We start from the raw sequence: 19,685 nt of genomic DNA on the forward strand, positions 1-19,685 counted from the left end.
ATGATAGCTAATTTTTTGGTTATATAAAAACTAATTTAATGTAAAACTGCGGCTTTTTTGAACACAAATTAAGGCTTTTTTTACTTGTTGTTGTTTTTATAGCCATATCCCTTGAGTTACAAAGGATATGGACTGTTTTTAAATATTTAAATAGAGGGAATAGCTAAGCCTATTTCATAGTAGGAATAAGCAATTTTAAGTAAGCGTTTTGTAAGCTCTCTGCCCGCATCAGTCTTACTAAATTTATAGCGGTTACTGATAGCCCCTGCTGCATATAGCGGCTGAACTGCTGCAAAAGCCAGTTTATACAGCTCTTGAGCATGTCTAGTATGAGCAAGTTTAAAACGCTGTGAATTGGTCGAATTGATTTCCAGGTGAACCAATATCAATCCTTTTTCCTCTATGCGTTTAGCAAGCTCTAATCGGTCATAGGGTTTATATAGTCTTGCTGCATCTTCCATAGGCAACCAGTCAAGTGCCAGATCCATACCGCTTGTACTGTCAGTCATGCCAAGCTTACTAATGTTCTTATGCGCCAGGTCCAGCATTGCACGTACATAAAGTCTAAGGGTCCAGGCGAAAAACCTTTCATCTTCATGGCTGCCAAACTTGGGATTAGCGCCACGGGTATCTTTATCAACCTCTTGCATAACGACTGCATAAATTCGGTCTAGGTCCGGGTCCTTGATTTTCATCTTGTAACGCATACGCAACTGCAAATTAGTTAAATTAAGTCGCAATTTTTTAGCCAGGAATACATAGCGGCCACGGCGCTGACTGCACCACTTAGCAATATAATTAATCTTATCCCTGGTTGCTGGTGTGTATTTTGCCTCGTAACTCTCCATTGCATTACGCTTAGCCTCTTTGGCCATAGCTGCAATACAATCGGAGTGATGCAAAACACCCATCACCTCACTTTTAAGCCTGTGGTCTGTATTGTCCTTGATAGCCTCATAAACCTCTCTGCAAATCAGAATAGAATAATCAGGACGCTTATTTTTTTTGGCCACGACACGCAAGGCATCACCGATCACGCTGCTGCTGTATTTAACGGCTGGTACTGAACTTTGATCTAATGAACTCATAACTACACTTCAAACAATTATTTTTTAACTTTCTGGCCACTATGGACCCAACCAAGTGACAACTTGCCAAAAACACATAAGCCAACAATCACCAGGATCACCAGCTGCACAAAATCACCTTGCCAATACAAAACCCGATCTATAGCCCCTGCAACATAGAAAGTGGATTGCAAACACAGCATATTTAGCATGAGTTTCTGAATGTCCACCTTTTGCTTTGTCGTGAACCGTTCAACCAGGCATACCGATATAGTGAATACGATTGCCACGGCGGTCAGTGTGGCCAAAGGAACAATTACTTGAAGCTGCATAGATACGCCTTTAATTGTGATAAGAGTAATTGAATCCGATCCATCAACTTTTTAGGCTTTTCTTTTGATAGCTCAGTAATGGCTTTATCTAGTTTTGCCAGGCAAACAAGATCAAAAGCACAAAGGGAGGGAAAAATATGATGATGCGATAAGTGATAAGCATATCTCTCATATTTTGCCCCTGGGACTACTAAAAAGTAGGTCCTAAAAATTGGCTCATAATGGGTCATTTTCACATACTCAAGGCCATGTATTGCCTCTGGTACGCCGTCCACAATGGCTCTGCACTTTTTTAAGCCCAAGTCTTTAATGAGATTGATAGCTTTTTGATTTTCCCGTTGCTCAAGAGAGGGACCCCAGTACAAAGCTTTCATGGAAACACCGCATCAACAAGCGTAAGTGCAGCAAATATGAAAAACGCATACTTCCAGATTTTTGCTGATCTTTTTAGGTCCTCGATAAGGGGTAAGCCACGATCAATAGACTGCCGTAGTTTTATGTTTTCCTCTTGCATTTGTTCTGTCTGTTCCCAATTGGAAGTAATTAAACTTTGAGTGAACTTCATTCGACTTAACACTTCATCAATCAGTTCCTCCCTGGACATAGTTTCAAGCTCAGTTCTTATATCCAGATCCGGGCAATCATCGTCTTGTACATCTGGACATGAGCAATCAGCACTACTATCAAGCATCATGGGTATTTACTTCCCTGTATTCGATTTATGGAAAATGTGGATAGCCAGACACATACAGCCTATGCCAACAAACAAAGGAATAGCTGCATATAAGGGGTTTTGATTCCGTTCCAGCATGAAGCTCATCCCATTGATAAGAGTGGAGCCGACCGCAACCAGGAATAAGCATCCGTGAACCTTGCGATATTTCCTATGCCCTTTAGTCTTAACCTTGCGGCATTTACTACACTGTAAAATGTCTCTGTCTTGATTTGACGCGGTTACACGGTACTTGTGCTGACACCCTACTAGGAAATAGAGCAAGGCTAGTCCACTAAGGACCACTAAAATCAGCATGGCTAATGTTGGGTTCATCAATCTATTTCCTCTGCTTCGCCGTCTAATGTCAGTCCTAAACGTTCACCTCGGCCATGGTATTTAGCTTTAAGCTCTGCAGCCTGATTAACAATGCGGTCATAACGCTCTTGAGCCTCATCCTTATCGATTACAGCTGCCGGGATTTCTTCCTGTACCTCTACTTTGTCCTTCCAGTTCAACGGCTGTCTATTCTTGAGCCAGAACACTTGAGCATTTACGTCCGGTGCAATGACAATCACCTTCTCAGAAGTCAAAATATTGCCGTCTTTATCGGTCCGGCTTTCCTCTACTTCCTCTCGATACCCTACGGCGCGCTTATACAGGGCCTTAACCACATTGGCATCAGCAAAGTCTTTACCGCCATGCCAGGCAATATGAAATTCTTTATAGGTTTTGAGCCAGTTATAAACCGTTTGTTCTGACACGTTTAACGTATGGGCCAGGCTCTCTGGTGTACCGCCAAGCAAAGCAATGTTGTAAGCAATGCGGGAAAACTCAGGTCGATATTTACCATTGAAGCCAGCATCGTCAAAAATGCTCGATAGGTCCCCCAAATGCTCATCGATCTGGCTCAATTGAAACGACATATATTCACAGTCACGCGCGCGCGATGGGTCAAAACTCTGTTTCAGGTTATTTACATAGCCAGTAATATCAAAGCTTTCAGGATTCTTATCCGTTTCGTTTTGCGTTTCGTTTCGTTTCGTTTCGTTTCGTTTTGGCTGTTTCGTTTCGTTTTCAGATAAACAATCTGGCTTGATCTTTTTTGTATCAATGGCTTTGGGTGTTTCGTTTACCGTTTCATTATCCGTTTCGTTTTCTATACCTGGATCTGTATTAGGTACTCTCCACTTATCAGCTTTTGACTTACGGTAGACAGTGGCACTACTTACGTTATATTTCTCTGCCAGCTCATGAAATGACAGTCCCTTTTCCTCTCGGTCATAACGTACCTTTGCCCACTCTGCTTCGGATAACTTTTTAGCCATGCGATTTAGCCCCTCACACTTCCAGCAATAGATTCATTTGGTACTCTGTACCCGACTTAACTTGCATTTCCTTTTTAATGTCTTTAAAGCGTAATGCGGATGAAGTAATAGTATGGTTTAGGCGATCTATGTAATTGACCAGGCGATTACCGCCTTTAACGTCTAGCCATTCTTCTTGTTCTTCAACAAATAGCTTTGCTTCATTTAATTGGTCGGCTTGCATTGCAGCGAGTACGATAGTCTTTTCGATGTTTTCTAATTTAGAGCGAATGGCCATCATGACGGCGACATCCTGGGCATGACGTTTATCAAAGTCAGCAAACATGAAAGCATGTAACTCTCTTAATGAGGCATGAGATACATCATCACGTTCCATGGTCTGAGTAACGCCGAATAGGTAGTCACACGACACATCATAAATAATGGCTGCTTTGCGGATTACCCATAATGGAATCCTGGTTGATTGGCCTTTCTCAATTTTGGATAGCTTTGTTGAATTGTGATAGCCCAGGCGTTTTGCGGCATCCACTTGGGATAAGCCAGACATAACGCGACTTTCCTTCATTCTTAATCCCACTTCCCGGCTTAAAATGGCCTGTTCTTGTTTAGAGGGTGTATTAAACAATGTTGGTTTACGCGAGTTACTAGGTTGGGAGAAATCGCTTGTACTTTTTATTGCGTTACTGCTCTGTTCTTCATCCATAACCACACCAATAAAACACATAAATTAGACTGAGGCTAATATATACGATTTTATAAGTTAGGTAAAATCTAATTATTGGCTGAATCCCTTATAAATTAAGGGATTCTAAAAGTTTTGTTACAATGGATTGACGGCGCACCGGGCAATGAAAATTGCATCACCTAGAGCCTGGCCTTTTGCTTTTAAATCCAGGTCCCGGATACCTGGGTAAAGTTGTACTGCTTTGCTGCGGCTTGCATCCTTGTTATTGCCGATCAGTCCAGCGTTACGTTTCCACTTCCCCGGTGTAACGGTACGAAATGGAACTAATGCGCCTTGCAGCACACCTTCCATTAATCCGGCGGCATGACCAAAGCTAAAGGCGCTGGCTGTTCCAATGCTTATCCCGGTTTTAGGGTCCGGCATTCCATTCACCAGCTCAACATAGGCCATATCTATATCAAAGTTATGCAACCAGGCGGCAATAGCGGCACCATTTACCCGGCTTTTTGAGGCAACTTTAATGACAGGCATGTGCAAATGAGCTTTATATCTGTAATGGTCCTCATCATCCAGGACAACCAAGCAGCCAGTAATGCCCGGATCGATCCCCAAAATCATTGCTGCATTCCCTTTACCTGGATTAAGCCCGCTTTCATGCGTAAATCAATAGTCCGGCATAAAGCTCTTAATACATCACCTTCATCAACTTCATAATCCGTTCTACGGCGATCCAGGGCATCATGACAAGTATGACAAGCATGAATAGAAAATAGATCATTTACCTTCATACCAACCCCACGCATTCCGATAGATAAATGGCACATTACTGTTGTTTCATGTCCGGCATCATCTGAGCAAATTCCAGGCAATCTAAGAGTGCATGGCTGATGTTTTGCGAATTGGCGTAAATGCTCACTGACCCTATTAGACTTACTCATAACTCAATTTCTCTTTTTGGTATAAAAAAACGCCCAATTGAGGGCGTTTATAATAAAATCATTGGTGCTTTCTCTTTGCCTTAACTGGCCTAAATAGGGAGTTATTTAGGTTTTTTGTCATTCAAGCTAGATATGTACTGTATAATCGGAGAATTAAGCCATTGCTCTTTTTCATGGCTATGATTTTCCTCAAGTTCGCCTACTAAATAATAAAGAGCGTTTAAAATACTTTCAGATGGTGATAAAAGTGGATTGCAACCCTTTTCCACTAATTGCTCAATAGCTTTGCCTGTCAAAAAACCGACATTTGCTGAATTTAAAAAAAGCTCAAGACTAACATCAAGAGTAATATTAGATTTTACCTTAGTTTCTTCTGCTAAAATTCCCACGTACCCGTCTCATTTCCAGTTAAAATTATTGATTGATTAATATTACACTTATTCCAGATTGTAAGGAATTGCAAAATTAATTTAAAGATTTGTAACTAGCGTTAATTGGTTATCATTTTATCAATGTAGTGTGAAGCTTTGAAACTCAATCATATTTGTAAGCTCATCTTCATCCAACTCAGGCCAGTATTTATCTATCAAGTATTTACAGCATTGAATCCAGAAATCTTGAAAGTTATGTTCATCCATTGAATCATAAGAAATGGACCGGGGAATATGCCTTTTAAATTCCATATTTTCAAAAGTCAATATCTCAATATTACAATATATAAGCCCTTCAATTTGAAGTTTCTTAATTGCCTCATGAGAAGTTAATCCTTCGTAACCCTCTATATTTGTTGCAATTAGATACCCCATTCCGTGTACTAAACGATTGAAACGCTCATTTCTCGGCTTTGTAAGTACGGCGCGTACTTTTTCACCATTTCTATAGCCACGTTCACGCAAGTAATTTTTATCCTCATCACTATTCGGAACGAAAGCCCCTACCACTTGTCCAGTGGCAGGATCTATAAGCTTACGGACCGTAAAGTAAACAGGCATCGGCTTCGGTTTAGCTGGCTTTTTGGCTTTTTCTTCACTCATGGCCAGGACCTTATGCCGTAATTGCTTTCTTGATACTAAATGCCTGGGATCTGGATTCTTTAATCACACCTTCAAAAGCCTTCACTGGAATAGCAGTTGTCATTGCTCCCTTCACAGGCTGCAGCTGGTAATCAAGTTTCCCCTTCTCCACTTCAATCTTCGTCAAACTTTCCAGGCTTTCAATCAATACGCCTTGATCGCGCAAGCCACGCATGAATAAAAATTCCTGGTACATTTTGTAATTCACAAAATAACATTCACCAATGAAGCAAACGTGCGTCTGAATAACTCTAAAATTGGTTAAGTCGCGCTCTTTATATTCGTCATAGCCATCATCTAATTCTTTTTTTAGTCCCTGCCAGCGGGTTTTAAAGCCGCCTTTACGCGGTACTGTTACTTTTGATCCGCTAGTGAGTTCGCCGTATGTGATACCACTCAAGCCAATCGCATAAGGGACCGTTACGAATTCCTCGGTATCATCGTTATACAGGTGTGTTTCTGCTTCAACTTGCCACTCGGTACACGTGACTTGCTGCATCTTGAGCGCAATAATCATGTCATTCTGACCATAGGCATCAATCACTACGCTTTCCGGGAAAAATACACCTTTTTCCTGGGACGCTGCATCAAGATTCTGTTTTTCACAAAACTGCTTTAACTGCTTTTGTACGTGTTCAGCCACAAATGCCATGGATAGAGTAACTGGCTTGGCCAATAGGGCCTCAGTACGTTTTTGCTCTGCTATTTCTTGCTTTGCAACATAAGTCGCAAATTGCTGATCCTTATGTACTGGCTTACGTGAACGTTGTGCTTTAGGGATTTTGCGTACTTTTGATTTGGTTTTCATGTGACTAGCCTTGCTGTTTCAGAATAGTGGCCAATTTATTAAAACTGGCCGTTATTGATTTATATGTTTGGTTTAAACCCGTTTACGCTCAAAGTAATCAGCGCAATCAACACAATGTTGTGTACCCTTCACAGCCAAGCGGCGGCCTTCCGGTATATCCTTGTCGCATTCCTCACAGTTATGCGCGCTTTCCAGATCAGTTCGGTTGATATGGTTGCTCACGCTATTTGCGATATGACGCTCCATGACCTCATTGGCAAGATCAGCAATATCAGGCATTACATTTCACCTTCATCATTTGGCTCAACAAAAAATAGGCCATAAGCCAGGATAGCCACGATTGACCAGACACCCAGGGCAGTCATCAGTAGTACGATTTCATTGAAAGTCATTTAATATTCCTTACGGTTTTCGGTTTGATATGTAATTTCTGCATTAAAAAATCTAAGCTTTGTTGCATGGCCTGGCGCTGTTCATCCGTCATCGGCTGGCCTGTGCGCTTATCTTCATCCGGTGCCTTTAATCTAGGCGGCTCCACATAAGCCTCCTGTAATCGATTTAATCCTTGATCACGCTCGACAATGCGCTGATAAAAGCCCCTAAATGCGTTGTAAGCGGCTTTCTGACCCTCCACATTCAAGATATGGCGAACCTTCTTAAACGCGCTCATAGCTTGTTTGGTGACTTGTACGGCCTCTTTATTGTCATAACTGAGGCATAACGCCCATGCTTCACTTGCAGTTAGCCATGCTTGGCCAGGTGCCTTTTTCTCTAGGCACCAGCTTTTAAACCTGGGTAGGTTTGGGATAAATTCACTTGTCTGCATTTTCTTTAATCCGTATTCAAACTGGATCACATGCACATCCGCCAAGCGTTCAGCGATTCCCAAAGCAAGATCGGTGTCACTAACACCCGTCCATTGCTCGGTAAACTGTTTGCCATACAGAAACTTCATGTCTTTCACCAGGCGCACTGCATCTGGTAATTGCACATAAGCCATAGCTACCCCCGATACCCGATACCAGGCACATCATTCACCACTCTGGCACTGGCAAATCGGTCCCCATCCAGCAAAGCATCTAGGCCCGTGTTATCAGCTAAGCGGTTTTGGCTGGCTTGCCTTGTAGAAGCTTGTGGTTGTATGAAATCAGCGGGTGCAAATTCAGCTTCATAACGCCCCTGGTTTAGCCAGGTAGTCGCATGTGGCACATATCCATCTATCCAACTCCGGGTATGGCTATGTTCGGCAATGGACCTTAAAAGTGCGCCCAGGGATACGCCTTTCTTGATCACCCGGATAAAACTCTCTTTTGCTTTACTCGGTCCTGATTTCTTATTTGGGTAAACCTTCCAGAAAGTTTTAAAATCATTGTCAAGCGAACTGGTAAAGCTATCTTTTTCGGCTTTACTTATAACTGGTTTATTAACTGGTTTATTACTTGGTTTATTATCCTCCGCATTTTTGCGGATACCCTCTCCGCATTTTTGCTTAGACCCCTTCTGCACTTTTGCGGATACCCCCTCCGCATTTTTGCGGATACCCTCATCAGCCTGGATCTGTTCCACAACCTCATCACTGAATGCCTCATTGATCGGTACCAGGACATGCAAACGGCGCTCATTATTTCGACCATTACCATTAATTAGCCTGGAACTAATTAAGCCTTTTTTTACCAGCGTATTAATTAAACGTGATGCTTGTGATTCACTGACTTGCAAGAAGTTGGCAAAGTAAGCATTACTAGCAAAACAACCCCTTTCACCGTTATCCAGGCTATCGATTTCAACCAGTAAAACCTTTAGATTTGGGCTTAACCCCTTAGTTAGCCACAAAGCAGCGGGTATCCAAATTCCGTTGAATTTTCGACCGGAAATATTAGCCATTACTTAAAAAACCTTGATCTAATTAAGAGGTAGTGCAATAATTGAGCGATTAAGTTATACTTTGCTTAATTTTTGACACGGGAAGGGTTTAATTTCGTAAGCTTCCATGTAATCTTTAGATTCATTTAGCTTGACGAGTATCTGGCGTTTGGCTTTTAAGGCATTAAATAGAGTTTGAGGGGTAGTCGCCATGTTCCGACTAGCATCAGTAAAGCCGCCGCAATGGTGGATATATTCTGGTAATGATTGGTATAGAGCCATATTGAGAAATTAGAGAAATTTAAATGATTGGTTTAAATATTAGTTATTACCTAATTAAATAGCAATAAATTAGATACAGTATAATTCCGTAAGCGGAGGATTTATGAACATGCGAGAAGCACAAAGGTTAGAGAAACAAGACGTTACTAAGGAAATTATTTTTGCCGAATCTGAGGCAATGAAGAAAATATTTAATGATAAAAAAAGACTTTTAAATTTAACTCAAAAAGAATTAGCAAAACGCTTTAAAGTCGAGCCGCCTTCTGTGTTCGCCTACCTACACGGCCAAACCCCTTTAAATATTAAATTTGCGGCTTTCTTTGCAGAACAATTACAGGTATCTATCGAAGATTTTTCACCACGTATGGCCTATGAGTACGGGAAAATTACAGGCCAGATTGATCAGCGTTCATATCGTTACCCAGTTTTGAATACAGATGATATTGACGATTTAAAAGGCACGATCAACAGCATTACCCTGAATAAAATAACCCGCAATACCTATTCATCTGACCTGGATGTTGGCCCCTATGGTTTCTGGATCAAACTAGAATCTGAGGATATGGTTTCTTATAACGGCGGTTTAAGTTTTAGTAAGGGATTATTGTTGCTGGTTAGCCCGGACGAAAAGCCACGTGTAAATGAATTTGCTGTATTAAAAATCAAATACGACAACTCAAATACATCATCGATTATTGAAAGCAATGATAAGTATGTATTCCGTGCAATCACCAGTAATGGCGAAAATATTGAAGCCCGTGCTTTTAATGCTAACGCTGGCACAATTACGGTGTCAGATCAAAATACGCAATTGATCGGCAAGGTTGTATCAGCTCTTTACCCCACTGATTTAATGTCCTTCTAATCTTTTGTAAAACAGTTAAGGTGCCTGGTGCGCCTTTTTTTGTGCCTATAGCTTAATTTAGGTGCATAAGTGCATAGGTGCATAACTGCATAAGTGCAAAATAATTCAAAAACCGCTTGATTTACATGAATCGTTTAAATATGATTGGATCATAAATTAGATAAAGACTAATTTTTTAAAAAGTCACTTTCTAATATTTGCAGTGCTGAGCTGCAAAACTCATTCATTAAAAGATTATATGTAGTAAAGGTTATCCGTGATTTTCTCTATATAACCAGCATGTCTGGTTATATACAAAAGATCATCCCGATCTTTGTTTCCCATCATCATCAATCAAAGGCTAGAACGATGAACACTATGTACCGTGGTATTCCACACAAAACTATTGAAGAAAAGGCAATCCGCTTTGTAGGTAACACTTACCGCGAGGCAATGATGACTGCTAAGCGTAAAGGTGCTAAAGGCGATCCAATCCTGTGCATGTCTAAAAGCTCCATGACGATTGTTTACTACCCTAGCGCCGAATTGCATCAAATGGCTATCGAAATGCAAGCGCAGAAACAAGCTGAAAAGGCCGCTATTCAGGCCGAGCGCGAACGTCCGACCGTACTGACTTATGTACGCGACATGATGGCTCAAAAGATCAAAACTCAAAGCCGTTTTGAGCGCCCAGGCTTCTAATCAACCCTTTTTACTTCTTTTAGAGCAATGCCCTTAAAGCATTGCTTTTTTCATTTTCAGGAATACCAAAAATGACTAACTATGTAGCCGCACTTGATAGCGCATCAGCATTACTTGAGGAATTTGGCCGTAAATTTAATATTGCGGTCAATGAAGGCCAGGTAAACACCCAGCTAGTTGCTGACGTATTGATTCAAACATGCTTCAAGCAAGAAGTTACCCCGGCACAAATGACCGCTTTACTCATTGTGGCCAAGCAATACCAGCTCAACCCGTTCACCCGTGAGATTTACGCTTTCCCTGCTCAAAATGGCGGCATTATTCCGATTGTCGGGGTAGATGGTTGGAGTAGCATTATTAATACTCATCCTGAATTTGCGGGCATGGAGTTCAAATACTCTGAGGAAATGGTAGCTTTACCAGATAAAGAAAAAATGTTTTCGCATACCTGGTGTGAATGTTTCCTCTATCGTAAAGATCGTGAACGTCCGATTGTGGTCCGTGAATACATGGGCGAAACCTACAAGCCACCATCGGTTAAAAATGGATATAAAAAAGAGGGCGCATGGCAAAGCCACCCAAACCGCATGTTACGCCATAAAACGCTTATTCAGTGTGCGCGTTATGCGTTTGGCTTTACTGGGATCTACGATCCAGATGAAGCACTCCAATTTATGCGTGATACCGCCGCTATAGAGGGTGAAGCACAGGAGGCCCAACAGCAGCAACCACAGGATCAAGTGCAGCAACAGCCACCACAGGACCAAGCGCAGCAGCAAGATCAATCGCAAGAGCAGCCGCCAGCAGATCAGGCACAACAACAGCCACCAGAAAGCGATAAGCCGCCAATGGCTCAAGAGCGTTTCGATAAAAACTATCAAAAAGCCATTTTGGTTATTTCTACGGGTCGCGCCACAGCTCAACAGCTGATCGATACGATGGAAAGTTCATATAGCCTCACAGCCGAACAAAAGGCCGCAATTTTAGACTTACAGGACAAAGCAGCATGAATGCAATGATTACCCACCGTATCAAACAAGGTACGCAAGAATGGCTTGATCTACGCGCCCAATTCAACACGGCCAGCGAGGCCAGTGCAATGATGGGATGCTGTGCATACCTCACCCGTACACAATTGCTGGATCAGAAAAAATCAGGCATCACACCTGAGCCGACTTACTACGAAAAACAGCTATTTGCCCTGGGCCATAAGGCCGAGGACATGGCCCGTCCGATTGTTGAATCCATCATTGATGATGATCTTTTTCAGTTAGTGGCCAGCCGTGACAATCTCCTTGCATCATTCGATGGCATCACCCTTATGGGTGATGTGGGCTTTGAACACAAGATATGGAATGAGAAACTGGCTGAATGTGTCAGAAATAATCAAGTTCCTGAATCCCATGTATGGCAACTAGAGCAGCAACTCTATGTTTCCGGTGCCGAAAAAATCCTGTTTGTGGTATCAGATGGGACCCCTGAAAAAATGGTGCATTGCTGGTATGAATCCGACCCGGTTAAGCGTAAACAGCTGTTATCCGGTTGGGATAAATTCAACGAGGATCTAAAAACTCATATCGTTGGCCAGGAGAAAGTTCAGGGCAAATCGATTGATCAGCTCATGCAGCTATCGATCCAAGTGCAAGGCACAGTGTTGGCCAGCAACTTAGATCTTTATACTGAAAATGCGGTAGCCATTATTGAAGGCATCAGCACTGAGCTGGTGACGGATCAAGACTTTGCCGATGCTGAAAAGGCCGTGAAATGGTGTAAGAGTTCAGAAACATCATTAACCGATGTTAAGGCGAATGTACTGTCTCAATCGACCGATATTAATGCAGTATTGACGGCAATTGACGAGATCCAGGACAAGCTACGCTCTAAGCGATTGGTCCTTGAAAAGCTGGTGAAAAGCCAAAAGGATCAAATTAAGCAAAATGCGATCCATGAGGCTCAAGCGACCATTGCAGCGTACTTGAGTGAACAAAAGTATCAAGTCAATGTGACTTACTCCCTGGAAAATGCCATCAAAGGCAAAAAAAGCCTTTCATCTATGAATGAGGCTATTTTCATGGAGGTATCACGCGCTAAGGGTGCCATTGATGTGCTAATTGAGCAGATCGACACAGGTATTGCGTTTATTGATAAGAATGCTAAAGGCTATGAGTTCCTATTCAGTGACAAGGAAAAACTTGCTGAGCAGAACACAGGCGAATATCTGGTTGAAGCGGTGAAATACCGGATCGATTGCTATAACCAGCAACAGGCCGAAAAGGCACAGGCCGCCGCTGAGGAATCTCAAGTAAGTGAAGCTGCCCGCCTGGAAGCTGAACGGATGATTGCACAGGCCAAAAAGCAAAAGGAAAAGGACGCAAAAGCCAAGCAGAAAGGGTCCGATAATGCTGAATCACTGATTGCAGCAGCGGATTTAGATAATCAGCTACGTTTTAATCATGGTCAGCTGGCCACGCATCTAGGGCATATCGTAAAAGATTCATATACCCAGGATGAAGCAGCTCAAATGATTAAAGACATGGCCGCTTATTTGAATACCCTTCATGCTGAATTAACGGCGTAACACCCAGGCCCATTGATCAAGATGGGCCTACCTTTTTTTGAGCCAAATATGAGTAAGTTTGCAGAATACCTTTCACGACCACGAACCCAGGACGAATTTAAATACTACCTGGTTGGTCTGCTAATCCAAAAATATGATGCACGTGGCGAACAAATCCCTCACTACACTATCAATAATGGAAAATTGCAGACTGAGAGCCATGAGCTACGATTACAGTATCGCTATATGTTACAAGGCGCTGAAGCATTCGCTGTCTTTATGGACCACATAAGCCAGATGAAAGCCAATGCCGAGCAACAGCAATCTACTTAATTGAAAGCGAAGCGAACTATGAAAAAGGCTGAAATCATCCAAATCGTTGCAAAAAAAGCGAACGTTACCCAAGCCCAAGCCAGTGCTGTATTTGAAGCATCTTTACAGGCAATCACCGAAAGCCTAGCGGAAGGTGAAACTGTAACCCTGGTTGGCTTTGGTATCTTCACGCCAAAACGTAAAAATGAACGTATGGGCCGCAACCCTAAAACGGGTGAACCAGCCGTGATTCACGCTAAAAACACAGTTAGCTTCAAAATGAGCAAAGGCATGAAAGATATTCTAAACCCTTAGTAATAAGCGGCTTTCGGAATTAAGAGCGCAAACCTTCTTTAGTTTTGCGCTTTTTTTATGGAAATAAACATGAATCAAAGCAACACACCAAACAAACACACGGGTATCAGTTTTCGCTATAGCAGCATGACGCGAACCCTAGTCTGCCTGGGTCAAACATTTGAGAATGTAGCCCCTTTTGAGATTGAAAAATTCACCGCTGCAGCCTTCAAGCATGATCAACAGGCCCGGTATAAGCAGCAGCAAGCCCGAAAGGATAACAGGCAACACAAGCCAGCTGCAAAGCGATCCGACACCAAACCGAAACCAAATCCAGTTGAACGCAAATCAAAGCCTAAAACCCAGGGCAAGAAACCCGTTCTAAAAAGTTAATTTAGAGGTAAATATCATGCGAGGCGTGAATAAGGTCATTTTAGTTGGTACTGTAGGAAAGGACCCTGAAACTAAAACTTTTCAAAATGGCGGCTCACTCACACAGTTTTCAATTGCAACCAGTGACAGCTGGACCGATAAAACTACGGGTGAACGCAAAGAACAAACCGAGTGGCACCGCATTGTCTTAAACAATCGCCTGGCTGAAATTGCCGCCCAATATGTGCGTAAAGGCTCGAAAGTTTATATCGAAGGCTCATTACGCACCCGGCAATGGACGGATCAGAACGGCCAGGAACGTTACACAACCGAAGTTCGCGGCGAAGTTATGCAGCTGGTGGATAGTCCCCGACATGATGGCAATGGCCAGCAACGAGGCGGTAATGGCCAACAGCAGTCAGGCTATGGGAATCAGCAACAGTCAGGCTATAACAGCCCACCACCGCGCAATCAGGGAGGCTATGGCAATGCACCCCGGACAAATACACCACCCCCACCAAACGGCGGCGGCGGCACCAGTGATTTAGATGATGATCTACCTTTTGCGCCCCTAGATTGGCGACTTGGCTAAAAAATACAACTTCACAAAACCTTCAAGGCCCTAATTTTAGGGCCTTCTTTAATGGGAAAAATAACATGAGTGATAAAACTCTTACCTTCAAGTGCCTAAGCTTTTTTGAAGAACCTTTAGAGCGAAAAGCTTTTGAACTACATATTTTAAGTATGGAAAATTTCACACCTGAATATCTAAAACGCTCACTTCTTGATGATCAGGTTTATGCCAATCCCCTCATTGAAGCAGCTTGGCAATCCTGGCGCTATCGAGCAGTGTTAGCCATTTCACTTTATAAGGGTGAAAAACACCATAATTCCTAGTTTTCTAATTAAAAAAGGCCCTTTCTATAGGGCCTTTTTTGTTTATACTTTCCCTTGTAATTAAAGGAAATGTAAATGAAAAAAATACTTGTATCTGCCCTGTTTTTGGCACTGGGAACCACGGCTGTAAATGCGGCTGACTGGGTAGAGCTTAATGCCAATAAAAATACAACAGTATCAGTAGATGCAGATCGGATTGCATACGCGAATAAAGGCCTGGATCACCGCAAAGCCTGGGTAAAAGTTAAATACAATCGTGCAGATGGCAAATTTAATGCTGGTGATTACACGCTTACCAGTCAGACAATAGACTGTAAAAATACAAGATTCTCAATTGATGCAACTATCGGTTATGGCGCAAATGGCCAATTTAAAGGTCAAGATCTTGGCTCTGGCCGTTGGTTGGAAATCCCGCCCGGATCTATTTTTGAATATGTAACTGACGCTATTTGTTCATATCCACATATCTAAAAAAAGGCCCTTAAATGGGCCTTTTTTTATACGAGGTTTTTTCTATCTGCAGCCTCAGTTTATTTATTTTGAGTAGGCAGATTATGAAGATAATCCCCCCACCATTGCATCATTTCTAAACGCTGTCCTATATATTCAGCATGATTATAACTTGCCCTGGTCTGGTCTTTATCCGAATGTGATAATTGAGCTTCAATCCATTCACTTTTAAATAATCCAGAATCATTTAAAATTGTACTCATGGTTGAACGTAAACCATGTGAAGATAATTTATTTTTATCGTACCCCATACGGCGAATTAATGTATTAATAGAATTAAAATGTATATGCTGGCCGACCTTTCTAGGACTAGCAAAAACATACCGTTCACCGTGGGACCAATCCAAAGCAGATCTTACAACCTCAATGGCTTGATCGGATAAAGGCACCAAGTAGTCAGGAACATCGACACCCATCAAAGCCTTACGCCGCAATTGTTTTACGTGAATTGCCGGGATTCTCCAAAGCTTGTTATCCAGGTCGAAATGCTCTGCTTTTGCCTGGATTAATTCAGCACCACGCACACCAGTATAAAGCTTCAACCATAGTGCCTTTTTAATAATTGGATCGGCATTATAGCCAGTGAGTGATTTAATAAAATCGCCTAACTCACTATCTTTTAAATATGGGTAATTTATTTTAATTTTGGATTTAATTAATACTTTGTTTAAATTAAGCGCAATATTAAAATCAGAATAACCAATTGCCACGGCATAATCATAAATCTGGCTTAAATAACTACATGCCTTTTTAACTGGCTCTTTTACTCCCCGTTCCTCTATTTTACGGATCACATTAACCAGGTCCTTTCGTTTAACCTCATTAAATGGGATTTCACCAATAACCGGATTTATATCATTATCCAGGCATCTTTTTGATAGTGATAAAACCCCACAACGAGGATTATCCCCCAGGCTATTTTTAACTTTAAAATTTAGCCATTCATTCGCCACATCAGAAAATAATAAGGTACTGGCTTTAACTTCATCCCCTTCCCAAATACCATGAATATGCAAAAAAGCTTTTTTATGGTCCCTTTCATTCCTGGCCTGTTTGAGCTGCATTTCTGGATAATAGCCCAGGCTTTTTCTTGCCCGTTTTTTTGTGACTGGATCGGTATAGCGATAGCACCAAGTTTTTAATCCGGTCGGCTCTATTTTGAGGCTTAGCCCATCATCATCACTTAAAAAATAGATTTTATCTTTTGGTGGGGCCTGGCGAACGTGTTTATCGGTCAAAGACATGGGAAGTCTGTATTTTTTTGGTTAGTCTTATGATCCACATTAATGCGCTTTCAATTGAAATACAAGGCTTTTGTATGATGCGTAATGTACGCATCACATAGGATTTTAAGTTTCTGTTTTTATATATAAAAAAAGTGATTACTCACGAATGAATAACCACTTCAATAACCAGTACGTTTTTATAGCGTTAATGCTTGTTTCCACATGGCATTAACCTGATCATCATCCAGGCCTAGTAATCCAGCCATCATAACCAGTGAAGCATTATCACGCTCAAATGTGACTGCATCTTCCCATTCCACTAAGGTTAGCTGGCGAGTTTGAATATCCTCAATTTCTAGGATCTTGGCCTTAATATCATCCAGATCATAGCCATTTAAAATAAAGGCCATCCGAAACTGTCTACGGGTTAATGGCTTGAGCTGTCCCAATTGACTATCCCGGATTTGTTCTGGAGTTCTTGGATCGATCCATTCACCATCTTTCCAAACGTGATAACCTGTAGGCTTTGGCTCAGAAAATTCATTTTCACCGATAACCACACGACCGCTATTCAAAGCCTCAAAGTAGGCTAAATGGGTCTCCTGATCGATTTCCTGCCAATCGTTATCACGGGTGCTTTCGATATTAAAACAAATATCTAGGGCCTGTTTAGCCTGGTTAAAATAGTATTTTTTTTCCATTAGAAGAATCCTGTAACGATTAGATATCCATCAATTGCTTCACCTTTGCTGCCTGTCCATCTCATAATATCGACATTAACGGCACTTTCTGTAGATCCGCGCAGTCCAACAGGCGCACACCAGGCATGCCACTCAGCAGCTTCTTCATGCCACGGTGTATAACCGGGACCGACATTATTAAAGTGAAATTCAGCTGATAGGCGAAGCTGTAAAGTAATCGGTAGAGAAAACTTAGCGGTATAACGATTATCTACAAATTTAAATGGTGAATCAGCAGTACCTATTCCAGCTGCACTTTGCACCTTCATAACAATTCGCACAATTCGAGTGGCAAAATCGTAATAAATAGAAAATGTTGAATAATGCTCAATCTGAAAATTGGATCTGTCCATTTTCATGGTAGGTATGGATAACAAGCCTTGTGAACTAATTGAAGCTACATTTCCAAGATCAGCATGTCTGAAAATCCAACCTCTATTATTACCACCAGTCATTGTGAAATAGGTTGCCCAATCGCCATTTACATAACCACATGTGCCGTAATGATATGTTTGAGCGAATGAAATACCATAGTTTGGCATTCCTCCAGCTGTACCGCCATGTAAAGATAATCCATGACCAGTACCTTCTGTACTATTAACCCCCAGCCCTTTAGCATTTACCCATTGTTCAGTATGAAGTGAACCTCTATTAGATATATCACCAGTTCTAGCATTAAAAACTACTGTTCTTTCGCCACTGTTTGAAGATTTAATCCCAACCCCAAACCATGATGTAATGTCTATATTACATCCGGCATAAGATGCGCCATCCGCATTACCTTTTATCATCCCACATGATCCATAACCACCTACTGCGTTATGTATAAATACGGAATGAGGAAAAGAGGTATTGCCATCAGGTCCTAAAATGACGGCTTCTTCCAGAACTGTATTGGCAGCATTTCTTTTTCGCGCATAAATTGCAGCATCAGCGTCATCAGTAGTACCTAATTCTAAATAACCTTTATCAGAACCATGATTACCTACCGCAATATATCCACCATCTGTAGACGTAATACCTTCGATTAATTTATGAAAAGCGCCATCTGCATGAGATAAATTAAAATTAATAGGTGCATTCATCGTACCGCCATTGGTAGATAAAACATCTTCAGCGTAAGCTAGTGTTTTACCATACCCCCAATTGGCTGCACCCCATCCAGACTGATAATGAACTATTCTTTTTCCAGTTTTATCAAAAAATAATCCATTCTGATTTCCGGCTGATGCATCATGGTATGTATTGATTGATAAAAAATCGCCATAATTGCCGCCGACATAATCATTATTCAAACCCCATTCAGTTACAAAATAAGCAGATATTCCTCCACTTTCGGCATTAAAAGGTTTCAAAATTCTTGAATCTTTAGCTAATAATTTTCCTTTAAACCCGGCAGCACTTTCAATCACACCTTTAGCATAGATGCCCAATCCATGTACTTTCCCCTGGTCTGCCGCATAACTATCTGAGGCCAAAATCCCCCCTGTCATTACAACTTGTTGTTGACCATTACCTGTTAAGAATGAATAAGGGGAATCGCTTGCAAAATTATTAGCAAGCAGTCTACCGTAAACTATTAAATCGGAGAGTCGTACATCGGTATCGGTTACTTCTAATACTTTTTGAGAATTAGGCGAGTGAATCCGTGTTGCGTCTGAATCTTGTTTATACCGAGTAAATGAATCGGTATAGGCGATTTCACGCCACGCTGAATGAGTAGTACCGTTGGTAAAAGTCTGTGTATATAATTTATGACTGGCAATATCAAAGAATATTTTACCAATCCAATCTTGAGAATAATTATAAAATTGTACCGCGCCAATGTTGTTTGTAGGCCCATTTCTCCACGTGTATTCAGTGTGTACACCATCAAAATCACGACGAGATAAATCAAATGATTGACCCGAAGATTGACTGCGGTTGTATCGTCTTTCACCTAAAAAACGAACTGCATTTGCTGTAACAGCATGGCTTGTTGAATAGCTATCTATCCCATCATATAAAATGGCGGCACCATACTGACCAACCCCTGCATAAGGGAATGCACGATTACCCGCCGAGGTTAATAAACCCTTTTTATTTAATGTGAATGTTGGGATTTCTAAGTTATTTGCGCCATAAGTTCCGGCAGAATTGTTCA

The 19,685-nt window shown here is 41.6% G+C and carries 28 protein-coding genes; 10 read left to right on the plus strand and 18 right to left on the minus strand.

The window, feature by feature from the left end:
• Window positions 1-146 precede the first annotated feature (146 nt).
• From NI465_RS10805 to NI465_RS16905, 15 genes are all read right to left on the minus strand, one after another.
• Window positions 147-1,088, minus strand: coding sequence for a hypothetical protein (locus NI465_RS10805; protein ID WP_200004048.1), 942 nt, complete (start codon window positions 1,086-1,088; stop codon window positions 147-149).
• Between the two features lie 17 nt (window positions 1,089-1,105).
• Complete coding sequence (locus NI465_RS10810) at window positions 1,106-1,399, minus strand: hypothetical protein (protein WP_200004047.1); 294 nt, start codon at window positions 1,397-1,399, stop codon at window positions 1,106-1,108.
• Window positions 1,384-1,773, minus strand: a complete 390-nt coding sequence (locus tag NI465_RS10815; RefSeq protein ID WP_200004046.1) for a hypothetical protein — start codon at window positions 1,771-1,773, stop codon at window positions 1,384-1,386. Before NI465_RS10815 ends, NI465_RS10810 begins: the two co-directional genes overlap by 16 nt.
• Entirely contained in the window at window positions 1,770-2,093 is a 324-nt protein-coding gene (locus tag NI465_RS10820; protein WP_200004045.1) for a hypothetical protein, read from the minus strand. Before NI465_RS10820 ends, NI465_RS10815 begins: the two co-directional genes overlap by 4 nt.
• Before the next feature lie 353 nt (window positions 2,094-2,446).
• Window positions 2,447-3,439, minus strand: a complete 993-nt coding sequence (locus tag NI465_RS10825; RefSeq protein ID WP_253145267.1) for a hypothetical protein — start codon at window positions 3,437-3,439, stop codon at window positions 2,447-2,449.
• Between the two features lie 13 nt (window positions 3,440-3,452).
• On the minus strand, window positions 3,453-4,163 hold the full coding sequence (locus tag NI465_RS10830; RefSeq protein ID WP_354270330.1) for a helix-turn-helix domain-containing protein: 711 nt from the start codon (window positions 4,161-4,163) through the stop codon (window positions 3,453-3,455).
• 96 nt (window positions 4,164-4,259) lie between these two features.
• A complete protein-coding gene (locus NI465_RS10835) occupies window positions 4,260-4,655 on the minus strand; it encodes a RuvC family protein (RefSeq protein WP_253145269.1) in 396 nt (131 codons plus the stop codon).
• An 83-nt stretch (window positions 4,656-4,738) separates the two neighbouring features.
• Window positions 4,739-5,062, minus strand: a complete 324-nt coding sequence (locus tag NI465_RS10840; protein ID WP_200004041.1) for a nuclease domain-containing protein — start codon at window positions 5,060-5,062, stop codon at window positions 4,739-4,741.
• Between the two features lie 101 nt (window positions 5,063-5,163).
• Window positions 5,164-5,451 (minus strand): hypothetical protein, encoded by a 288-nt coding sequence (locus NI465_RS10845; protein ID WP_200004040.1) that lies wholly within the window; start codon window positions 5,449-5,451, stop codon window positions 5,164-5,166.
• A gap of 120 nt (window positions 5,452-5,571) precedes the next feature.
• A complete protein-coding gene (locus tag NI465_RS10850; RefSeq protein WP_253145271.1) occupies window positions 5,572-6,096 on the minus strand; it encodes a hypothetical protein in 525 nt (174 codons plus the stop codon).
• Window positions 6,097-6,106: 10 nt separating this feature from the next.
• Complete coding sequence (locus tag NI465_RS10855; protein ID WP_253145273.1) at window positions 6,107-6,943, minus strand: hypothetical protein; 837 nt, start codon at window positions 6,941-6,943, stop codon at window positions 6,107-6,109.
• Between the two features lie 72 nt (window positions 6,944-7,015).
• Window positions 7,016-7,222, minus strand: coding sequence for a TraR/DksA C4-type zinc finger protein (locus tag NI465_RS10860; RefSeq protein WP_253145274.1), 207 nt, complete (start codon window positions 7,220-7,222; stop codon window positions 7,016-7,018).
• Between the two features lie 109 nt (window positions 7,223-7,331).
• Window positions 7,332-7,943: a hypothetical protein gene (locus NI465_RS10865; RefSeq protein ID WP_253145275.1), complete on the minus strand. Its 612-nt coding sequence runs from the start codon at window positions 7,941-7,943 to the stop codon at window positions 7,332-7,334.
• Between the two features lie 2 nt (window positions 7,944-7,945).
• Entirely contained in the window at window positions 7,946-8,827 is an 882-nt protein-coding gene (locus NI465_RS10870) for a helix-turn-helix domain-containing protein (RefSeq protein ID WP_253145276.1), read from the minus strand.
• Between the two features lie 54 nt (window positions 8,828-8,881).
• The gene (locus NI465_RS16905) at window positions 8,882-9,088 is read right to left on the minus strand and encodes a Cro/CI family transcriptional regulator (protein ID WP_494399511.1); all 207 of its coding nucleotides are present in this window, start codon (window positions 9,086-9,088) and stop codon (window positions 8,882-8,884) included.
• Between the two features lie 109 nt (window positions 9,089-9,197).
• Between NI465_RS16905 and NI465_RS10875 the strand changes: the two genes are divergently transcribed.
• The 10 genes from NI465_RS10875 (at window position 9,198) to NI465_RS10920 (ending at window position 15,537) form a co-directional block, all read left to right on the plus strand.
• On the plus strand, window positions 9,198-9,953 hold the full coding sequence (locus NI465_RS10875) for a helix-turn-helix domain-containing protein (protein WP_253145277.1): 756 nt from the start codon (window positions 9,198-9,200) through the stop codon (window positions 9,951-9,953).
• Window positions 9,954-10,301: 348 nt separating this feature from the next.
• Window positions 10,302-10,634 (plus strand): hypothetical protein, encoded by a 333-nt coding sequence (locus tag NI465_RS10880; protein WP_253145278.1) that lies wholly within the window; start codon window positions 10,302-10,304, stop codon window positions 10,632-10,634.
• Window positions 10,635-10,705: 71 nt separating this feature from the next.
• Window positions 10,706-11,644, plus strand: a complete 939-nt coding sequence (gene bet, locus NI465_RS10885; protein ID WP_253145279.1) for a phage recombination protein Bet — start codon at window positions 10,706-10,708, stop codon at window positions 11,642-11,644.
• A complete protein-coding gene (locus NI465_RS10890; RefSeq protein WP_253145280.1) occupies window positions 11,641-13,212 on the plus strand; it encodes a YqaJ viral recombinase family protein in 1,572 nt (523 codons plus the stop codon). The genes bet and NI465_RS10890 overlap by 4 nt, the downstream gene beginning before the upstream one ends.
• Window positions 13,213-13,260: 48 nt before the next feature.
• Window positions 13,261-13,524: a hypothetical protein gene (locus NI465_RS10895; protein WP_253145281.1), complete on the plus strand. Its 264-nt coding sequence runs from the start codon at window positions 13,261-13,263 to the stop codon at window positions 13,522-13,524.
• An 18-nt stretch (window positions 13,525-13,542) separates the two neighbouring features.
• A complete protein-coding gene (locus NI465_RS10900) occupies window positions 13,543-13,818 on the plus strand; it encodes an HU family DNA-binding protein (protein WP_253145282.1) in 276 nt (91 codons plus the stop codon).
• A gap of 69 nt (window positions 13,819-13,887) precedes the next feature.
• Complete coding sequence (locus tag NI465_RS10905; protein WP_253145283.1) at window positions 13,888-14,190, plus strand: hypothetical protein; 303 nt, start codon at window positions 13,888-13,890, stop codon at window positions 14,188-14,190.
• A 16-nt stretch (window positions 14,191-14,206) separates the two neighbouring features.
• Window positions 14,207-14,761, plus strand: coding sequence for a single-stranded DNA-binding protein (gene ssb / locus NI465_RS10910; protein WP_253145285.1), 555 nt, complete (start codon window positions 14,207-14,209; stop codon window positions 14,759-14,761).
• 65 nt (window positions 14,762-14,826) lie between these two features.
• The gene (locus tag NI465_RS10915) at window positions 14,827-15,066 is read left to right on the plus strand and encodes a hypothetical protein (RefSeq protein WP_200004026.1); all 240 of its coding nucleotides are present in this window, start codon (window positions 14,827-14,829) and stop codon (window positions 15,064-15,066) included.
• A gap of 75 nt (window positions 15,067-15,141) precedes the next feature.
• Window positions 15,142-15,537 (plus strand): surface-adhesin E family protein, encoded by a 396-nt coding sequence (locus NI465_RS10920; RefSeq protein WP_253145287.1) that lies wholly within the window; start codon window positions 15,142-15,144, stop codon window positions 15,535-15,537.
• A gap of 59 nt (window positions 15,538-15,596) precedes the next feature.
• On the opposite strand, the gene NI465_RS10925 is transcribed toward NI465_RS10920, so the two are convergent.
• The 3 genes from NI465_RS10925 to NI465_RS10935 all read right to left on the minus strand — a co-directional run.
• Window positions 15,597-16,820: a tyrosine-type recombinase/integrase gene (locus tag NI465_RS10925; protein WP_253145288.1), complete on the minus strand. Its 1,224-nt coding sequence runs from the start codon at window positions 16,818-16,820 to the stop codon at window positions 15,597-15,599.
• A gap of 179 nt (window positions 16,821-16,999) precedes the next feature.
• Window positions 17,000-17,503 carry a hypothetical protein gene (locus NI465_RS10930; protein WP_253145289.1) on the minus strand — a complete coding sequence of 168 codons (504 nt, stop codon included), beginning with the start codon at window positions 17,501-17,503 and terminating at the stop codon, window positions 17,000-17,002.
• A partial coding sequence (locus NI465_RS10935) for a tail fiber protein (protein ID WP_253145290.1) occupies window positions 17,503-19,685 on the minus strand: 2,183 nt, incomplete at its 5' end. The genes NI465_RS10935 and NI465_RS10930, both read right to left, overlap by 1 nt.

The sequence above is a fragment of the Acinetobacter lwoffii genome, assembly GCF_024129855.1.
Lineage (GTDB): Bacteria > Pseudomonadota > Gammaproteobacteria > Pseudomonadales > Moraxellaceae > Acinetobacter > Acinetobacter lwoffii_L.